This is a genomic window from Flavobacterium pisciphilum, from assembly GCF_020905345.1.
GTDB lineage: Bacteria > Bacteroidota > Bacteroidia > Flavobacteriales > Flavobacteriaceae > Flavobacterium > Flavobacterium pisciphilum.
On sequence record NZ_JAJJMO010000001.1, the window covers coordinates 3717806 to 3734659 of the forward strand.

General features: G+C 32.7%; 18 protein-coding genes and 2 tRNA genes. 9 read left to right on the forward strand and 11 right to left on the reverse strand.

Annotation, left to right across the window (positions count from 1 at the left end):
* Positions 1 to 88: 88 nt before the first annotated feature.
* Entirely contained in the window at positions 89 to 625 is a 537-nt protein-coding gene (locus tag LNQ49_RS15800; protein WP_229989995.1) for an RNA methyltransferase, read from the reverse strand.
* A gap of 76 nt (positions 626 to 701) precedes the next feature.
* Complete coding sequence (locus tag LNQ49_RS15805) at positions 702 to 1130, reverse strand: DUF1573 domain-containing protein (RefSeq protein WP_229989996.1); 429 nt, start codon at positions 1128 to 1130, stop codon at positions 702 to 704.
* Positions 1131 to 1289: 159 nt separating this feature from the next.
* Between LNQ49_RS15805 and mutS the strand changes: the two genes are divergently transcribed.
* The 4 genes from mutS to LNQ49_RS15825 all read left to right on the forward strand — a co-directional run bounded on the left by mutS (position 1290) and on the right by LNQ49_RS15825 (position 4712).
* Positions 1290 to 3899 (forward strand): DNA mismatch repair protein MutS, encoded by a 2610-nt coding sequence (mutS, locus tag LNQ49_RS15810; protein ID WP_229989997.1) that lies wholly within the window; start codon positions 1290 to 1292, stop codon positions 3897 to 3899.
* Between the two features lie 149 nt (positions 3900 to 4048).
* Positions 4049 to 4121: transfer RNA gene (locus LNQ49_RS15815), tRNA-Gly, on the forward strand.
* A gap of 14 nt (positions 4122 to 4135) precedes the next feature.
* Positions 4136 to 4221, forward strand: a tRNA-Leu gene (locus tag LNQ49_RS15820).
* Positions 4222 to 4364: 143 nt separating this feature from the next.
* Positions 4365 to 4712 carry a DUF1508 domain-containing protein gene (locus LNQ49_RS15825; protein WP_229989998.1) on the forward strand — a complete coding sequence of 116 codons (348 nt, stop codon included), beginning with the start codon at positions 4365 to 4367 and terminating at the stop codon, positions 4710 to 4712.
* Positions 4713 to 4865: 153 nt separating this feature from the next.
* Here LNQ49_RS15825 and LNQ49_RS15830 read toward each other — a convergent pair whose 3' ends face one another.
* Both LNQ49_RS15830 and LNQ49_RS15835 read right to left on the reverse strand, forming a co-directional pair.
* On the reverse strand, positions 4866 to 5093 hold the full coding sequence (locus tag LNQ49_RS15830; protein ID WP_229989999.1) for a hypothetical protein: 228 nt from the start codon (positions 5091 to 5093) through the stop codon (positions 4866 to 4868).
* 373 nt (positions 5094 to 5466) lie between these two features.
* A complete protein-coding gene (locus LNQ49_RS15835) occupies positions 5467 to 6693 on the reverse strand; it encodes a 3-deoxy-D-manno-octulosonic acid transferase (RefSeq protein ID WP_229990000.1) in 1227 nt (408 codons plus the stop codon).
* Positions 6694 to 6858: 165 nt separating this feature from the next.
* Here LNQ49_RS15835 and LNQ49_RS15840 point away from each other — a divergent pair, with 165 nt between their 5' ends.
* The 4 genes from LNQ49_RS15840 to LNQ49_RS15855 all read left to right on the forward strand — a co-directional run bounded on the left by LNQ49_RS15840 (position 6859) and on the right by LNQ49_RS15855 (position 11395).
* Entirely contained in the window at positions 6859 to 7989 is a 1131-nt protein-coding gene (locus LNQ49_RS15840; RefSeq protein ID WP_229990001.1) for a DegT/DnrJ/EryC1/StrS family aminotransferase, read from the forward strand.
* A gap of 36 nt (positions 7990 to 8025) precedes the next feature.
* Positions 8026 to 9048 carry a UDP-glucose 4-epimerase GalE gene (galE, locus tag LNQ49_RS15845; protein WP_229990002.1) on the forward strand — a complete coding sequence of 341 codons (1023 nt, stop codon included), beginning with the start codon at positions 8026 to 8028 and terminating at the stop codon, positions 9046 to 9048.
* Positions 9049 to 9141: 93 nt separating this feature from the next.
* Positions 9142 to 10047, forward strand: coding sequence for a DMT family transporter (locus LNQ49_RS15850; RefSeq protein ID WP_229990003.1), 906 nt, complete (start codon positions 9142 to 9144; stop codon positions 10045 to 10047).
* Between the two features lie 148 nt (positions 10048 to 10195).
* Positions 10196 to 11395, forward strand: coding sequence for a glycerophosphodiester phosphodiesterase (locus LNQ49_RS15855; protein ID WP_229990004.1), 1200 nt, complete (start codon positions 10196 to 10198; stop codon positions 11393 to 11395).
* A gap of 76 nt (positions 11396 to 11471) precedes the next feature.
* Here LNQ49_RS15855 and LNQ49_RS15860 read toward each other — a convergent pair whose 3' ends face one another.
* The 4 genes from LNQ49_RS15860 to LNQ49_RS15875 form a co-directional block, all read right to left on the reverse strand.
* Positions 11472 to 11993 (reverse strand): hypothetical protein, encoded by a 522-nt coding sequence (locus LNQ49_RS15860; protein ID WP_229990005.1) that lies wholly within the window; start codon positions 11991 to 11993, stop codon positions 11472 to 11474.
* 112 nt (positions 11994 to 12105) lie between these two features.
* Entirely contained in the window at positions 12106 to 12432 is a 327-nt protein-coding gene (locus LNQ49_RS15865; RefSeq protein ID WP_229990006.1) for a LytR/AlgR family response regulator transcription factor, read from the reverse strand.
* Between the two features lie 169 nt (positions 12433 to 12601).
* A complete protein-coding gene (fabD, locus tag LNQ49_RS15870; RefSeq protein ID WP_229990007.1) occupies positions 12602 to 13477 on the reverse strand; it encodes an ACP S-malonyltransferase in 876 nt (291 codons plus the stop codon).
* Between the two features lie 75 nt (positions 13478 to 13552).
* Positions 13553 to 13915 carry a DUF983 domain-containing protein gene (locus LNQ49_RS15875; protein WP_229990008.1) on the reverse strand — a complete coding sequence of 121 codons (363 nt, stop codon included), beginning with the start codon at positions 13913 to 13915 and terminating at the stop codon, positions 13553 to 13555.
* 100 nt (positions 13916 to 14015) lie between these two features.
* Between LNQ49_RS15875 and LNQ49_RS15880 the strand changes: the two genes are divergently transcribed.
* Positions 14016 to 14879, forward strand: a complete 864-nt coding sequence (locus LNQ49_RS15880) for an AraC family transcriptional regulator (RefSeq protein ID WP_229990009.1) — start codon at positions 14016 to 14018, stop codon at positions 14877 to 14879.
* A 141-nt stretch (positions 14880 to 15020) separates the two neighbouring features.
* On the opposite strand, the gene LNQ49_RS15885 is transcribed toward LNQ49_RS15880, so the two are convergent.
* The 3 genes from LNQ49_RS15885 to LNQ49_RS15895 all read right to left on the reverse strand — a co-directional run bounded on the left by LNQ49_RS15885 (position 15021) and on the right by LNQ49_RS15895 (position 16774).
* Positions 15021 to 15551, reverse strand: coding sequence for a YceI family protein (locus tag LNQ49_RS15885; RefSeq protein WP_229990010.1), 531 nt, complete (start codon positions 15549 to 15551; stop codon positions 15021 to 15023).
* A gap of 120 nt (positions 15552 to 15671) precedes the next feature.
* Positions 15672 to 15902 carry a (4Fe-4S)-binding protein gene (locus tag LNQ49_RS15890; RefSeq protein WP_229990011.1) on the reverse strand — a complete coding sequence of 77 codons (231 nt, stop codon included), beginning with the start codon at positions 15900 to 15902 and terminating at the stop codon, positions 15672 to 15674.
* A gap of 155 nt (positions 15903 to 16057) precedes the next feature.
* The gene (locus tag LNQ49_RS15895) at positions 16058 to 16774 is read right to left on the reverse strand and encodes a pirin family protein (RefSeq protein WP_229990012.1); all 717 of its coding nucleotides are present in this window, start codon (positions 16772 to 16774) and stop codon (positions 16058 to 16060) included.
* Positions 16775 to 16854: the final 80 nt, after the last annotated feature.

Consider the following 16854-nt stretch of genomic DNA (forward strand, 5'->3'; position numbering starts at 1 on the left):
AAAATTGAAAATTTCTAGTTCAATATTCAATCTTGTTTTTGTGTGTGTTTCTGTATTAAAAATTCTTGAAACTATTTAGAGCCTATTTTTATTTAGGCCAATTCATTTTTTGAAATAAATCCCAAACAACAATACCTGCGCTTACAGATATATTCAGTGAATGCTTAGTTCCTAGTTGTGGAATTTCGATACAACCATCACAAATAGCAACTGCTTCTTGAGCTACTCCATATACTTCATTTCCGAAAATTAAAGCATATTTTTTGTCTTTCTCTACTTCAAAATCTTGCAGAAAAATAGCACTTTCAACTTGTTCGATTGCTAGAGTGGTAATGTTTTCTTTTTTAAGATTTTCGATTACCTCTAATACGTTTTCATGATGTTCCCAAGTAACAGTTTCAGTAGCGCCAAGTGCCGTTTTGTGAATCTCTTTGTTGGGTGGAGTAGCAGTGATGCCACATAATATTATTTTTTCTATCAAAAATGCATCTGCCGTTCGAAACACAGAGCCTATATTGTGCAAGCTACGAATATCGTCTAATACTAATATAAGAGGTGTTTTGTCTGATTTTTTAAAATCAGCAATAGATTTTCTTTCAAGCTCGCTGTTTTCGAGTTTTCTCATAATTATTTAAATTCTAGTAATAAAAAAAAGCTTCCAAATATAAGGAAGCTTTTCGTTTATTTTGTTGTTTTACGATTTAGCTTTTTGGAGCTTCATCTGATGCTAAAACGGTACCTTTAATAGTAAGTATTTTAGTAGGTTGTCCAGTTGCATTAGATGTAACTGTTACAGTTTTTGTAAAAGCACCTACTCTATCAGTAGCATATTTTACACCAATAACACCTTTTCCACCTGGAGCGATAGGCTCTTTTGGAGAAGTTGGTACTGTACATCCACAAGATCCTTGTGTATTAGTTATAATTAATGGTTTGTTACCATTGTTAACAAATACAAACTCACGTTTTCCATCAGAATTGTGTGCAATTGTTCCGTAATCGATAACTTCATTAACGAAAACCATTCCAACACCATCAACTTTAGGCATCGTAGTTTTAGCCTTTGCTTGAGCATTAGATGTAGCAACGCCTAACACTGTAAACATTACAAGTAAAATTATTTTTTTCATTTTCAGTTTTATTTTTAATTATTAACAAATTTATGTAAAATAATGAAAGTGTAACTTAAAATTGCCTTAAAAATATTTTAATTTTTTTCTAAGATTCTTTATTCGCTTTAAAATTTATAAATTCGCTGTCATAATTTTTCATTTAAAAAACACAGTAATTTGGCAGCGAAAGAGAAAGTGGTGAAAGAAACACCGTTAATGAAACAGTACAATGAAATCAAGAGAAAATACCCAGATGCATGTTTGCTTTTTAGAGTTGGTGATTTTTACGAAACCTTTGGAGAAGATGCTATTAGGGCTTCAAAAATCCTTGGTATAACATTAACAAAACGCGGCGCTGGTTCTGAAACAGAAACGGCTTTGGCGGGTTTTCCACATCATTCTATTAATACGTATTTGCCAAAATTAGTAAAGGCAGGACTTCGTGTGGCGATTTGTGACCAGCTAGAAGATCCTAAAATGACTAAAACAATTGTTAAAAGAGGTGTTACAGAACTAGTAACTCCAGGAGTTTCTCTTAATGATGAGGTGTTGCAGTCTAAAACTAATAATTTTCTGGCATCTGTTTATTTTGCCAATAAGAATATAGGAGTTTCATTTTTGGATGTTTCTACAGGAGAATTCCTTACAGCCCAAGGAAACGCTGAATACATTGATAAATTGTTGCAGAATTTTAGACCAAGTGAGGTTTTGGTTCCAAAACATAATAAGAATGACTTCAAAGAAGCTTTTGGAGAGGATTTCCATAGTTTTTACTTAGAAGATTGGATTTATAAAGAAGATTATGCCCTAGAGATTTTAACGAAGCATTTTCAAACTGTTTCTTTAAAAGGTTTCGGAATCGAAGAGTTAAAAGAAGGAATAATTGCTTCTGGAGCTATTTTGTATTATTTGTCCGAAACGCAACATAATAGAGTACAGCATATAACTACAATTCAGCGTATAGCAGAGGATGCTTATGTGTGGATGGATCGATTTACGATTCGAAATTTAGAATTATACCACAGTTATAATCCCAACGCAGTTACACTTCTAGATGTTATTGATAGAACGCTTTCGCCAATGGGAGGACGTTTATTAAAACGTTGGCTTGCATTGCCTCTTAAGGATGGAGATAAAATTAAGAGTCGTCATGAAGTAGTTTCGTATTTGAAAGAAAATCAAGAAGTGCTACATGATATCCAATATCAAATTAAGCAAATTTCAGATTTAGAACGTTTAATATCAAAAATAGCCGCAGGGAAAGTTTCTCCCCGAGAGATTGTTTATCTGAAAGAATCGTTAGATGCTATAATTCCGATAAAAGATCTTGCTCTTAAAAGCCCACAAGCAGCAGTAAAAGTAATAGGTAATAATTTGCATGGTTGTGAATTATTGCGAGAGAAAATCAAAACGACTTTAAATCAAGAGTCGGCACCAGTATCTATTAATAAAGGTAATGCTATTGCAAAAGGGATTAGTGAAGAGCTTGATGATTTACGAGATATCTCGACTTCAGGAAAAGAATACTTGGAAGGGATTGAAAAAAGAGAATCAGAGAGAACAGGAATTTCTTCTTTAAAGATATCTTTTAATAATGTTTTTGGATATTATATTGAAGTTAGAAATACACATAAAGATAAAGTACCCGCAGAATGGATTCGTAAGCAAACTTTGGTAAATGCAGAGCGCTATATTACTGAAGAATTAAAAGAGTATGAAACTAAAATTTTAGGAGCAGAAGAAAAAATTCACAAAATAGAGCTAGAGCTTTTTGAGCAATTGGTTTCATGGATTACAACATACATTAAGCCAGTGCAAATGAATGCAAACTTGGTGGCACAACTAGATTGTTTGTGTTCGTTTACCCAGTTGGCAATTGAGAATAAATATGTTTGTCCAGAAATTGATGATACATTCGAATTAGAAATTAAAAACGGAAGACATCCTGTTATTGAAAAACAATTACCAGTTGGAGTACCTTATATTGCTAATGATGTTTTCTTAGATAGAGAAACACAACAGCTCATCATGATTACAGGACCGAATATGTCTGGTAAGTCGGCTATTTTGCGTCAAACAGCTTTAATTGTACTGTTGGCTCAAATGGGAAGTTTTGTTCCTGCAGATAGCGTTAGAATGGGAATGGTAGATAAAATCTTTACTAGAGTAGGAGCATCAGATAATATCTCGATGGGAGAATCGACTTTTATGGTTGAGATGAATGAAACAGCTTCAATCTTGAATAATATTTCAGACAGAAGCTTAGTGTTACTAGATGAGATAGGAAGAGGGACTAGTACATACGATGGAATTTCGATTGCATGGGCTATTGCCGAATTTTTACATGAGCATCCATCAAGACCAAAAACTTTATTTGCTACGCACTATCACGAGTTAAATGAAATGACAGATTCGTTACCAAGAATCCAGAATTATAATGTTGCTGTAAAAGAATTAAAAGATACAGTTCTTTTTATTAGAAAGCTTGTAAAAGGTGGAAGTGCACATAGTTTTGGAATTCATGTGGCAAAAATGGCTGGAATGCCACAGATAGTGATTTTAAAAGCACAAAAGCTTTTAAAGAAGTTGGAGAAAGACCATTCAAGCGATGCGTTAAACGGGATTAAATCGGATAATGATGAAATGCAAATGAGTTTCTTTAATCTAGATGATCCATTGTTGGAAGAGATTAAAGAGGAGATTTTAAATCTTGATATAAATGCAATAACTCCAGTAGAGGCGTTAATGAAGCTTAATGAGATTAAAAGAATGATTACTAGAAAATAATTCAGATTTAAAGTTTAGGTTATCAATAGGTTATAAAATAAGTGAAATTTTTTTTCAAAAAACGCTTGTGTAACTCAATAAATGTCTTAAATTTGCACTCGCAATACAGAACAAGTTGTGTGTTGCAGTTCTTAATTAGAATTTGAAAGGCGAAAATAGCTCAGTTGGTAGAGCGCGACCTTGCCAAGGTCGAGGTCGCGGGTTCGAGCCCCGTTTTTCGCTCAAAGCCATATAATGCTCGGATGGTGAAATTGGTAGACACGCTGGACTTAAAATCCAGTGAACAGCAATGTTCGTGCGGGTTCAAGTCCCGCTCTGAGTACAAGAAACCTCTTCTTTTTGAAGAGGTTTTTTTATTTTACAAAGGTTTGTAATCTGTAAGTAAACTTATAATACTTGATTTCAAGCTTTAAATAAATCTTCGTTGATTCTGAAATCAACAATCTAAAAAAATCTAAAAAATAAATGGGTGCTTTCGTAATAAGTAAGAGGTTTAATGATGAGTATAAATTTGTGTTTACCTCCAGAAAAGGGAAGGTCATCTTTACAAGTCTTAGTTATGAGCTTAAATTTGAGTGTGAAGAGGAGATTGAGAAATTTAAAGGGGATATTGGCTCTGCTCAATTTTTGAAGTTTAAATCGTCTGGAGGAAAGTTCTTCTTTAAGTTGGTTTTTAATGATGCTCATTTTGCGACAAGTAGAAAGTATACAACCGAGTTGTTGCTTCAGAAAGGAATAAAGGAAATTGTTAATTATGGGTCTAAAGCTGAGATTTTGGATTTCTCTGTAAATGATTTTGTTTTTGAGGATTAGGTAGAGCGGATTCGTAAATAAAAAAAAGAGAGCATTTTGATTTATCAAAATGCTCTCTTTTTTTTGCTTAAAATATAATACGATACTTTAATCCAATAAAAAAGCCATCTCGCTAAGCGGATGGCTTTAAAAATTTTAGAATCTAAGTTCTAATTATTTTTTTACAGCTTCAGTTGCAGTTTTAGCAGCTTCAGTAGCAGTAGCAGCAGCAGAATCAACTACAACAGCAGCAGAATCAACTACAGCAGCAGCAGAATCAACAACTACAGCAGCAGAATCAACTACAGCAGCAGCGTCATCAGCAGGAGCTGCATCAGCTTTTTTACAAGAAACAACAGTTAAAACAGCAACAACAGCTAAACTTAAAAATACTTTTTTCATCTTACTTTATTATAAAAGGTTAATTATTAATTCGTGGCAAAGATATAAATTTTTTAATATGTAAAATATTTTTTTATTTTTTTTTTAAAATATTCTTCAATGCCTACGTTTATCTTATTATCAATTAACGTGCCAAAAACGTTAAAAAGCTTTTTTAGGTAATGAATTAGTGTTTAATTAAATGTTTCTTAAAGCGAAATGCTTGGTAATGCTAGTAAACAAGGCACTTTTCTCTTTTTTAGCTGAATTTAGTGTAATAAAAAAGAGTAGGAGTTAGTTGTGATATATTTAAAAAAATAAAATGATTTTATCTTCAAGCAATGAAAAAATTATGATTTGGATAACATATTTTATGGTAAAATAGGGAGTGAGATTAAATTGCGCTCATAATTGTGTCTGTTGCACCCTTTTTATTTTGAACATATGACTTACAAATTAGCCCTTTTTCATCAAGGTAATTTTGATTAGAAATAAGCTTGTTGAAAGCAGTTTCTAATTCAGTTGCATTACTAATAGAAATACAGCCTCCTAATTGAACAAGTTCTGTTGCTTCGGCAAAATGAGAGTAATTTGGACCAATTATAATTGGAAGACCAAAAGTTGCAGGTTCAAGGATATTATGAACGCCAGGGTTTCCAAAACCGCCACCTACATATGCAATTGTTGCATAGCTGTATATTTTGGTAAGTATTCCAACAGTATCAATGATAAAGACGTCGTAATCCGTTAGGTTTTTGCCTTCTTTTTCAGAAAATAAGATTGACTTTTTAGTAATAGAATGTTGTAGAGCGGTAATTTGTTCAGGTTTGATGTTATGAGGAGCAATGATGAATTTTACGCGTTCTTTCGTAGAGTTGATGTATTCAGTTAGCAACGCTTCGTCTTTGGGCCATGAGCTTCCAATAACAATAGTAGGAATATTGTTTTTAAATTCAGCAATAAAATCTAATGTGTTGTTTCGTTCTAAAATAGCTACCACACGATCAAATCTAGTATCGCCTGAAATAATTACATTTTTATAGCCAATAGATTCGATTTTGTTTTTTGAACTCTCGTTTTGAACGAAGAAATAAGTAAATGCGTCAAGGGCTTTTTTGTAAAAACCACCATACCACTTAAAGAATATCTGATTGTCTCTAAATATTCCTGAAACTAAATAGGTTGGAGTATTGCTCTTTTTTAATTCATTAAGATAGTTTGGCCAAAATTCATATTTGATAAAGAAAACAATCTCAGGATGAGCTAATTTTAAAAATTGTTTAGCATTTTGTTTCGTATCCAATGGTAAATAAAGAGTTACATCGGCAACGGTATTGTTTTTTCGAACCTCGTAGCCAGAAGGAGAAAAGAAGGTAACGATGATTTTATGAGAAGGGTATTTTTTTTTAATTTTTTCAATAACAGGTAAGCCTTGTTCGTATTCGCCTAGTGATGCGGCGTGAAACCAAATTGTTTTGTCTGAGGGTTTTATTTTTTCTTGTAGGGTGCTAAAAACGGTTTTTCTGCCATCTACAAAAAGGTTGATTTTACGGCTAAAAAGCGCTACTGTTTTTAATAAAAAACTTACAATAATAACGATTAGATTGTATAAGAAAAGCATAGTTGGATATTTGGGGCTAAAATACGTTTCTTTCAATTATTTTCATTGGTTTGAACTCATTAAATAACTATTTTTGTTCCTCGTTTTCGGAAGTATTATTTTGAAAGTCAATTAAGATGTGGCTTTCTTTATTCGGAAACGCAAACTTTAAATTAGAATATCGAAATGAAAAAAATTCAAATGGTTGACTTAAAAAGTCAATATGATAAAATAAAAGGAGCTGTAAATGCTTCTATTCAAGAAGTTTTAGATACAAATACATATATTAATGGACCATTGGTACATCAATTTCAAAAAAATCTAGAAACATATTTAGGAGTAAAACATGTTATTCCTTGTGCAAATGGTACTGATGCATTGCAAATAGCAATGATGGGTTTAGACTTAAAACCAGGTGATGAAGTTATTACTGCCGATTTTACTTTTGCTGCTACTGTAGAGGTGATTGCTTTATTGCAATTAACGCCAGTTTTGGTAGATGTTGAAATGGATAGTATGAATATTTCTATTGACGCTATTAAAAAAGCAATAACTCCAAAAACAAAAGCAATCGTTCCAGTACATTTGTTTGGACGTGCAGCTAATATGGATGCGATTATGGAGCTGGCAGCAGCGCATAATTTGTATGTAATTGAAGATAATGCACAAGCAATTGGAGCAGATTATATTTCTAAATCAGGAGCAAAAAACAAAGTAGGAGTTATGGGGCATGTGGCTGCAACTTCTTTCTTTCCATCTAAAAACTTAGGTTGTTATGGAGATGGTGGTGCTATTTTTACTAATGATGATGCCTTGGCGCATATTATTCGTGGGATTGTAAATCACGGAATGTATGAGCGTTACCATCATGATGTTGTGGGAGTTAATTCGCGTTTAGATAGTATTCAAGCAGGAGTTTTAAATGTGAAACTTCCGTTATTAGATGAGTACAATAAAGCGCGTCGTGAGGCTGCAACAAAGTATAATGCTGCATTAGCTGGACATCCTAATATTATTACTCCTTCATTTAACGTTAATGAAAACGATCACGTTTTTCATCAATATACATTGCGTATTATAAATGCAGATAGAAACGGATTATTGCAACATTTACAGGATAAAGGAATTCCTTGTGCAATTTATTATCCAATTCCGTTGCATTCACAAAAAGCTTATGTTGATGTTCGTTATAAAGAAGAGTATTTCCCAGTAACCAATCAGTTGGTACAAGAAGTGCTTTCATTGCCAATGCATACAGAGCTTGATGATGAGCAAATTAAATTTATTACGGATAGTGTAATTGAGTTTTTGAAATAAACCAAATCAAATAAATAGCCAAAAAACAACCAAGAAATGAAAGTATTAGTAACAGGAGGATTAGGATTTATCGGATCGCATACTGTAGTCGAATTGCAAAATGAAGGCTTTGAAGTTGTGATAATCGATAATCTCTCTAATTCCTCAGAAGATGTTTTAAAGGGAATCGTAGCCATCACAGGTAAAACTCCACTATTCGAAAAATTAGATTTAAGAGAAAAAGCTGCGGTACAAAATTTCTTTAAAAAACATGATGACGTTACTGGGGTAATTCATTTTGCAGCTTCAAAGGCAGTTGGTGAAAGTGTTGAAAATCCACTTTTGTACTATGAAAACAACATTAGTAGTTTGGTGTATCTTTTACAAGAATTACAGGAAAAACCAGAAGCTAGTTTTATTTTTAGTTCATCTTGTACTGTTTATGGTCAAGCTGAAAAAATGCCAATTACAGAAGATGCTCCTGTACAGCAACCAATGTCTCCATACGGAAATACCAAGAAGATAGGAGAAGAAATCATTAGAGATACTGCAAAAGCGACTAATATCAATGCTATTTTATTGCGTTATTTTAATCCAATTGGGGCGCATCCTTCAATAAAAATTGGAGAATTGCCAATTGGTGTTCCTCAAAATTTAGTTCCTTTTATTACACAAACAGGAATTGGATTGCGTAAGGAGTTATCAGTATATGGAGATGATTATCCTACAACAGATGGTACTTGCGTTCGGGATTATATTCATGTCGTCGATTTGGCAAAAGCGCATGTTGTGGCTCTGCAAAGATTACTGAATAAAAAGAATCTAGCCAAAGTGGAAACCTTTAATCTAGGAACGGGAACAGGAAGTTCTGTTTTAGAAGTGATTACTAGTTTTGAGAAGGTAAGTGATAAAAAACTACCATACAAGATTGTAGCACGCAGAGAAGGAGATATTACTGAAGCATACGCAAATACAGCAAAAGCTAATGATGTGTTGGGTTGGAAAGCTCAATCAACGCTAGACGAAGCAATTAAGAGTGCTTGGGAATGGGAACAAAAGATAAGAAATGAAGTTTCTTAATTTAAAATAGATAGTATTTTAAAAGTCCCAAATTATACAATTATAATTTGGGACTTTTTTATTAAAGACATATTACATACACAGCGTCAAGCAATGAAACAAAATCCGGATTATAAATTATTTCTCTGTATGGCAACAGTAGGAATCGTATGGGGAACTACTTTTTTAGGAATAAGGGTTGCGGTAGAAACAATTCCGCCATGGTTTGTTACTTCTATTCGTCAAGGCTTGGCAGGATTCATTATAATGGTAATTTTATTGTTTAAAAAGGAGCTGAAATGGATTGGTTGGGAGAATTTTAAACACCAATTAATTCCATCCATATTAATGATTGTTATTGCAAATGGGTTTACTACCGTTGCTGAACAAACTTTGCCAAGTGGGTTAGCATCTATAATGAGTGCCTTATCGCCAGTGCTTATCTTTATAGGTAGTGTTTTGTTTGGATTACAAAAGCCAAGTTTAAAGGGCTTTATAGGTGTTATAATTGGTTTTATGGGAGTTGTATTTATTTTTAAAGAAGGACTTGGGTCATTTTTAGACTCTAATTATCAACACGGACTTGTATTTATGAGTTTGGCAATTTTAGGTTGGGCTTCAGGAACAATTTACACGAAGACTCACGCTCATAAATCGAATAATATTAAACTGAATTTATTTTATCAATTTACAATTGCTACTTTGGTGCAGTTAGTTTTAGCATTTATTTTTTCTCCAAATCCAGATGTAAGTTCATGGAGTTCGAGAAGTATTTTTGCAGCGTTGTATTTATCTGTTTTTGGATCTATACTTGCTTTTTTCTCTTATCATTATGCTTTAAAACGAGTAACAGCCATTCAGGTTTCTATTTTGTCTTATATCAATACTATAATAGCAGTTTTTCTAGGTTGGTTGTTGTTAGATGAAGTAATTACAGTCGATTTTATTATTGCAACTGTACTAATCATTTTAGGAGTCTTCATCATCAATTATAAAAAGAAAGAAAAAAAGATGGTCTAAAAGATGTTTTTTTTGAATATATAAGAATCTCAAATTGTCGATTTTGATAATTTGGGATTTTTTTTGTGAAATTACATAACTGATATTTAACTTAGTACTAACGATAGTTACGATAAAAATGAATTTATTTGTTAAAAAAATATAAAGTATGAGTTCTATTATAAGTTTAAGAAATGCTATTTTTTTAGGGGGAGCTGTTTTTTTATTATCTTGTACTACAGATAATAATAGTCAGCCAGTGGAAAATGTAAAGTACCCAACTTTAACAGGGGCAAATCCTATTGTGGTTGCTCATAGAGGAGCATCAGGTTATTTGCCAGAGCATACCATCGAAGGGTATACTAAGGCGATTGAGATGGGAGCCGATTTTATAGAGCCAGATTTAGTAATGACAAAAGATGGACAACTTGTTGTACGACATGAGCCAATGTTATCGGGAACAACTAATGTTGCCGAGATTCCTGCTTTTGCTTCCAAAAAAACGACAAAGAACTTAGATGGAGCTATGGTGACTGATTGGTTTGTTTCAGATTTTACTCTAGCAGAAATAAAACAATTAAAGGCAAAACAGGCTTTTGCAGAGCGTTCACAAGAGTACAATAATAAGTATGCGATCCCAACATTTGCAGAAGTAATAGCTTTGGCAAAACAAAAATCGAAAGAATTAGGACGTGTTGTCGGAATTTATCCAGAAACAAAACACCCTTCTTTTCATGAAGCCTTAAGTCTAAAAATTACCGATAAGTTATTAGAAATGCTAACTGCTGAGGGGTGGAATAGTGCTGCATCTCCAGTCTATGTTCAGTCATTTGAAGTCTCAAATTTGCAATACATTAGAAGTAAATCAACAGTAAAAACAATTCAATTATTAAGTTGCTACAATGTGGCAATCAATGGAGATTTGATTTTTAAAGTTCCGCAAGGCGAAGCTATCTCTGATGGGCAACCGTATGATTGGTATCTAAAAGGAGATACTAGAGATTTTGGTTTCTTTAGAACACAAGAAGGATTGGATTTCGTTAAAACGTATGCGACAGGAATAGGTCCTTGGAAACCATTTATTATTTCTTATAAAGGAACAGATGCTAATAAAGATGGTAAGGCAGATGATATAAACGGAGATGGTAAAGTTGATGATGCTGATAAAGAAGCGTTGTTGCCAACGACTTTAATAACAGATGCGCATAAAAAAGGATTGCAAGTACATGCATATACGTTTAGAAACGAAGCAAAACGATTATTGCGTAATTACAATAATAACCCAATCTTAGAATATCAAGCTTTTTATAAGTTAGGATTGGATGGTGTGTTTTCAGATTTTACAGATACAGCAGTTAAGGCAAGATAATTTTTGCTTCAGCATAAAAAATAAACCCCAACTATTATATAATGGTTTGGGGTTTTCTTGATTTAATAGCTAATTGTTAATGAGAGTCAAAAGTTTGAGGGATTTTTTGATTCTCTCTTTCTTTGTCAAATATCCATGATATAATCCACCATCTCCCTTCGCTGTAATAAAGTTGAATGCTGTTAATGCCTCTTCGTACTACAGGGCCATTTTTTACTAATCGAGTTTCATACGTGCTCCAAACATTGGCAATAGTACCAAATACACGAACTTCTCGGTTTATTTCATTTTCATAAAAAGCTGTTGTAGCAACCATATTGTCTGTTTCTTTATGAAATTCTTTAAGAGACATAGTAGTTTGCTTTGGGCTTCCTGCTGTTTTTTCTGAAGGAAAAGAATAAATAGCATTTGGATCGTGAAGGGAAAGGTCACGCTCCCATTGTCGTTTTTCGCCAGCTTCTCCTGAAACGGCTTCGTAAGTTGCTTTTATAATTCCATTAATAGAAGCTACATCTTCTTTTAAGGGGTATTTTTGAGCATTCGAAATTTGTGTAGCCATAATAATAGTTAATGTGGTTTTTAAAATTACTTTAAACATTGCTAAATTTTTAATATTCAGACAAATGAAGGTAAAGTACAGATCACAAGGAACTATTTTATACAGACGTGTGTAAAAACTATACACATGGCTTGTTTCTTTATGTTGATGGTTACAGCATGAGTTTATCGAGCGTATTAATCAAGCACTCTTTGTAGGTTTTGCCAATAGTTACTTTGTTCCCTTTGGCGATAATATGATTGTCCTCGATACTATCAATAGTAGTTAAATTAACTATATATGAATTGTGAACTCTCATGAATTCATTGGGTAATACTTCGATTAAATCTTTCAGGGATTTGTAATAAGTATATTTCGTATTGTCAACAGTTATTATTTGGACATAATTCCCCAAACCTTTAATAACAGCGATAGTGTCAAAGTATAATTTGATTATCTTTTTATCGGTTTTTATAAATGTGAATTTTTCATCTGTCATTTTCGAAATATACATTTTGTTATGATTATCAAAATTACATTAAATATGGAGTGAATTTAAATAACTTGATGTTATTTAAATAAAAAAATCCCCACAAACTATTGTTCGTGAGGATTCTATTTTTGTTGACAATTTTTAGACTGATTTAAAATTGTAACAGCAACTAAAATTATGCATTTGCAGTAACTGCTTCTTTGTTAATTTTTCCAATTAATCCAGCTAAAACTTTTCCTGGACCTACTTCAGTAAATAAAGTAGCGCCATCAGCAATCATTTGTTGTACAGATTGAGTCCATTTTACAGGAGCTGTAAGTTGAATGATTAAATTCTTTTTTATTTCATTTGCGTCAGAAACTGCAGTAGCAGTTACATTTTGATATACAGGACAGATAGGAGTAGAGAAAGTTGTTGCTTCAATCGCAGCAGCTAATTCTTCTCTTGCAGGCTCCATCATTGGTGAGTGAAATGCTCCACCAACAGGTAATAACAAAGCACGTTTTGCACCAGCAGCTTTCATTGCTTCACAAGCTTTTTCAACAGCAGTTGTTTCACCAGAAATTACTAATTGTCCAGGACAGTTGTAATTTGCAGCAACAACAATTCCATCTATTGAAGCACAAACCTCTTCAACTACATTATCAGCTAATCCTAAAACAGCCGCCATTGTAGATGGAGTAATTTCGCATGCTTTTTGCATTGCCAAAGCACGTTGTGAAACTAATTTTAATCCGTCTTCAAAAGACAAAGTACCGTTTGCAACCAAAGCAGAGAATTCTCCTAAAGAGTGACCAGCTACCATTTCTGGTTTAAAGTCTTCTCCTAAAGTTTTGGCTAAAATAACCGAATGCAAGAATACTGCAGGTTGAGTTACTTTGGTTTCTTTTAGTTCCTCAGCAGTACCTTCAAACATGATATCTGTGATTCTGAAACCTAATATTTCGTTCGCTTTTTCGAATAATTCTTTGGCTAAAGCCGAATTTTCATATAAGTCTTTGCCCATTCCTGTAAACTGTGCGCCTTGACCTGGAAATACGTATGCTTTCATTTCTTTTAATTTAAAAATTTAATGATTCTAAAATTGAAAAATTAGTTTCAATTGAAAGGCAAAAATAGTATTTTTTTAGCTTGAATAATTCTTAAACATGTAAATCCATAACAATCTCGAAAGTCGGATATTAAAAAAAGAAAAAGCAATGATTACTACGGCAATAATTGGGATAATTCTTAAATCAAAATTCTTTTCAAAGAAAAATTGAGCAATGCAGTAAGTAGCAATACCTTGTGCAACTGTTAGTCCATAGCTCATGTACATGGCGCCGAAAAAGAAACCTGGTTCTTTCTCGAATTTAAAACCGCATTCGCTACAGACTTTGTTCATTTTTGGAAATTTGAATGTGAAAAATATATTTTTCTCATCAAGTACTTTTCCTTTGTGACAATTAGGACATTCATTTCGTAAAACATGGGTGATCATATATGACATAATTGATTCGTTTTTTATTATATACAAAGATACTTTACAGGGTTATTAATTTAGTTTTTATATCTTCGCTTGTTATAGCACAATAAAGACATTAGTAGCCATGAAAAAGTATCCAATTTATAGTGTTGCCAATTTTAGTTGTGGTGATACAAGAAGTGATTTTTATGTAAATTCTTTTACTGAACATTTAAAAACGCATAGTTTTGTTGAGAAGCCACATCGACATGATTCCTATTTGATGGTGTTTTTTACAGCAGGTTCAGGAATTCATGAGATTGATTTTGATCGTTTTGAAATAAAAGAAGGGAGTTTGTTTTTACTTCAGCCTGGGCAAATTCATTTCTGGAGTTTGTCACAAGATGTAGAGGGATTTGTGGTGATCTTTTCTCAGGAAATGTACAACCTGTATTTTGGTGAAAAAAAAATCAATGATTATGCTTTTTACAGTTCGATTAATAATAAGCCCGAAGTTTATTTTGATGCTAAAGCTATAAAAGGAATTACGCCTTATTTTGAATTGCTAATGCGAGAAAGCAAGCAAAAAAATAAATACCAATTGGATAAAATGCTTAATCTATTGGATTCCATTCATATTGAAATTGCAAGAAAATATAATGATTCTGAGGTTCATCAGGTGCATTCGTATAATGTGAAAATAAAAAAATTTGAAGAACTCCTAGAGCTGTATTTTAAGGCAAATAAATCGCCTTCGTTTTATGCTGAACAATTACATATTACCTTAAAACACCTTAACAGGATATGTAATGATATCTTGAAAAAAACTGCTACAGAAGTAATTACAGATCGTGTTGTTTTGGAAATAAAAAGAATGTTGATTGATAAACAGCTAGCAGTAAATGAAATTGCTGAAGAGGTGGGCTATGAAGATTATTCGTATTTCTCTCGAGTTTTTAAAAAATCTACTAATTTGTCGCCAACAGAATTTAGGAGCTTGAAGAAATGATTTTTTGTGAGAGGTAAGATGTAAAATGATTTTGGGTTGATTAAATATGATAATGCTTAAAACGAGAAAAAATAAAACCCCATACTTCTTTCAAAGCATAGGGTTTTGGCCAAATTAAATACTAAATTTATGATAGGATAATTATTGTTTTGCAAATTGTAATTCAATGTTCAAACGAACATCATCACTTACTAAAACTCCACCAGCTTCTAATGCTGAATTCCAGTTTAATCCCCAGTCTTTACGGTTGATTTTTCCTGTAATATTCAAACCAACTTTTGTGTTTCCCCATGGGTCAGTCATGATTCCGCTAAATTCTACCGGAAGTTTAACTTCTTTTTCAGTACCTCTTATGTTTAATTTACCAGAAAGCTCATAGTTTCCGTCATTTACTTTGGTAAAAGAGTTTGATTTGAAAGTCATTTTTGGACTGTTTTCAATATCAAAGAAATCAGCACTTCTTAAGTGATTGTCTCTGTCAGTATTTCCAGTATCGATAGATTTGATATCTGCAGAAAAATTGATTGTTGCATTTTCGAAGTTATTCTCATCACTAGCAATAGTTGCTTCGTAATCATTAAATTTACCAGAAACATTTGTAAACATCATGTGTTTTACTTTAAAACCAATTTCTGAGTGTGTTGGGTCAATTGACCATTTTGTAGTTGCCATAATTTTTTGTTTTTATTTAAATAATAATACTTTCGTTTTGATAGGACAAAGTTACTTCGAGAGTAATCTAGTTGCACTTAACCTAGATTAAGAAATGAAAAGTGAATTGTTTTTTGATTGTTACTTTTTTTTATTCATATAAAATGACAAAGCACCAGAAGGACATTTCTTTACTGTTTCAATGATTTTATCTGTATTTGAGTTCTCAGGTTGTATCCAAGGTTTTTCTTTGGGGTGAAAGACATCAGGATTGTTTCTTACGCAATTTGTAGAATGAATACATTTTCCAGATTGCCATACTATGGTTACTTCTCCATTAGTATATTCTTTTGTTAGGTCGTTTGGATTCATGATTGAAAATTTTGCGGTTCAATTAAATCGATTAGTCTTATAAAATTAATCTTTCTTTTTGGGTTTTGTGAATGATTATAAAGAAAAAACAGCGTTAATAATTTAAAATTCAAATCATTAACGCTGTTTTAGAAGTGTTGTTATTATAGGTTGAATTAATAATTCATTGGAATTTCCATTAAAAGAAATTCAGCATCAGTATTTGCTTTAATAGCTACAGTTTTGAAATCTGTAATTCCAATAGCATCACGTGTGTTTAATTCTTGACCATTTATAGTTACGTTTCCTTTTAGAACAAAGGCATATAAACCGTTTCCTTCTTTCTTAATAGAATATTCTGACGCGGTTCCTGCATCAAAATTCCCCATGTGAAACCATGCGTCTTGATGGATCCAAACTCCATCATCATCTGGATTTGGAGATAGAACTTGTTGTAACTTATTGTGTCTGTCTTCAGTGTTTAAAGAAATTTGTTGGTAACGAGGGGTAACATTACGTTTGTTTGGAAATAACCAAATTTGTAATAATTTAGTTTGTTTATCGGCATTTGGATTGAACTCACTATGCTGGATTCCAGTTCCTGCACTCATTACCTGAATATCTCCATGCTTGATGATTTCAGTATTGCCCATGCTGTCTTTATGTGCTAAATCACCTTCAAGTGGAATGGTGATAATCTCCATATTGTCGTGTGGGTGTGTACCGAATCCCATTCCTGCAGCAATAGTATCATCGTTTAAAACACGAAGTGCTCCAAATTGTATGCGCTCAGAATCATAATAAGCTGCGAAACTAAAACTGTGATAAGCATTTAACCAGCCGTGATTTGCATTTCCTCTTGTTTCTGCTTTGTGAATTACTATATTTTCCATGATTGTGTGTGTTAATTGTTATTTGATAGGGCAAATTTACAACCAAAGAGGAGGGAAAGCACTTAACCTAGATTAAGAAG

Coding starts and splice junctions, on each gene's coding strand:
- LNQ49_RS15850 (WP_229990003.1), top strand. CDS start 9,142: ATGAAACAAAATCCGGATTATAAATTATTTCTCTGTATGGCAACAGTA.
- LNQ49_RS15855 (WP_229990004.1), top strand. CDS start 10,196: ATGAGTTCTATTATAAGTTTAAGAAATGCTATTTTTTTAGGGGGAGCT.
- LNQ49_RS15840 (WP_229990001.1), top strand. CDS start 6,859: ATGAAAAAAATTCAAATGGTTGACTTAAAAAGTCAATATGATAAAATA.
- LNQ49_RS15875 (WP_229990008.1), bottom strand. CDS start 13,915: ATGTCATATATGATCACCCATGTTTTACGAAATGAATGTCCTAATTGT.
- LNQ49_RS15880 (WP_229990009.1), top strand. CDS start 14,016: ATGAAAAAGTATCCAATTTATAGTGTTGCCAATTTTAGTTGTGGTGAT.
- LNQ49_RS15800 (WP_229989995.1), bottom strand. CDS start 625: ATGAGAAAACTCGAAAACAGCGAGCTTGAAAGAAAATCTATTGCTGAT.
- LNQ49_RS15865 (WP_229990006.1), bottom strand. CDS start 12,432: ATGACAGATGAAAAATTCACATTTATAAAAACCGATAAAAAGATAATC.
- LNQ49_RS15860 (WP_229990005.1), bottom strand. CDS start 11,993: ATGTTTAAAGTAATTTTAAAAACCACATTAACTATTATTATGGCTACA.
- galE (WP_229990002.1), top strand. CDS start 8,026: ATGAAAGTATTAGTAACAGGAGGATTAGGATTTATCGGATCGCATACT.
- LNQ49_RS15835 (WP_229990000.1), bottom strand. CDS start 6,693: ATGCTTTTCTTATACAATCTAATCGTTATTATTGTAAGTTTTTTATTA.
- LNQ49_RS15830 (WP_229989999.1), bottom strand. CDS start 5,093: ATGAAAAAAGTATTTTTAAGTTTAGCTGTTGTTGCTGTTTTAACTGTT.
- LNQ49_RS15895 (WP_229990012.1), bottom strand. CDS start 16,774: ATGGAAAATATAGTAATTCACAAAGCAGAAACAAGAGGAAATGCAAAT.
- LNQ49_RS15885 (WP_229990010.1), bottom strand. CDS start 15,551: ATGGCAACTACAAAATGGTCAATTGACCCAACACACTCAGAAATTGGT.
- LNQ49_RS15805 (WP_229989996.1), bottom strand. CDS start 1,130: ATGAAAAAAATAATTTTACTTGTAATGTTTACAGTGTTAGGCGTTGCT.
- fabD (WP_229990007.1), bottom strand. CDS start 13,477: ATGAAAGCATACGTATTTCCAGGTCAAGGCGCACAGTTTACAGGAATG.
- LNQ49_RS15825 (WP_229989998.1), top strand. CDS start 4,365: ATGGGTGCTTTCGTAATAAGTAAGAGGTTTAATGATGAGTATAAATTT.
- LNQ49_RS15890 (WP_229990011.1), bottom strand. CDS start 15,902: ATGAATCCAAACGACCTAACAAAAGAATATACTAATGGAGAAGTAACC.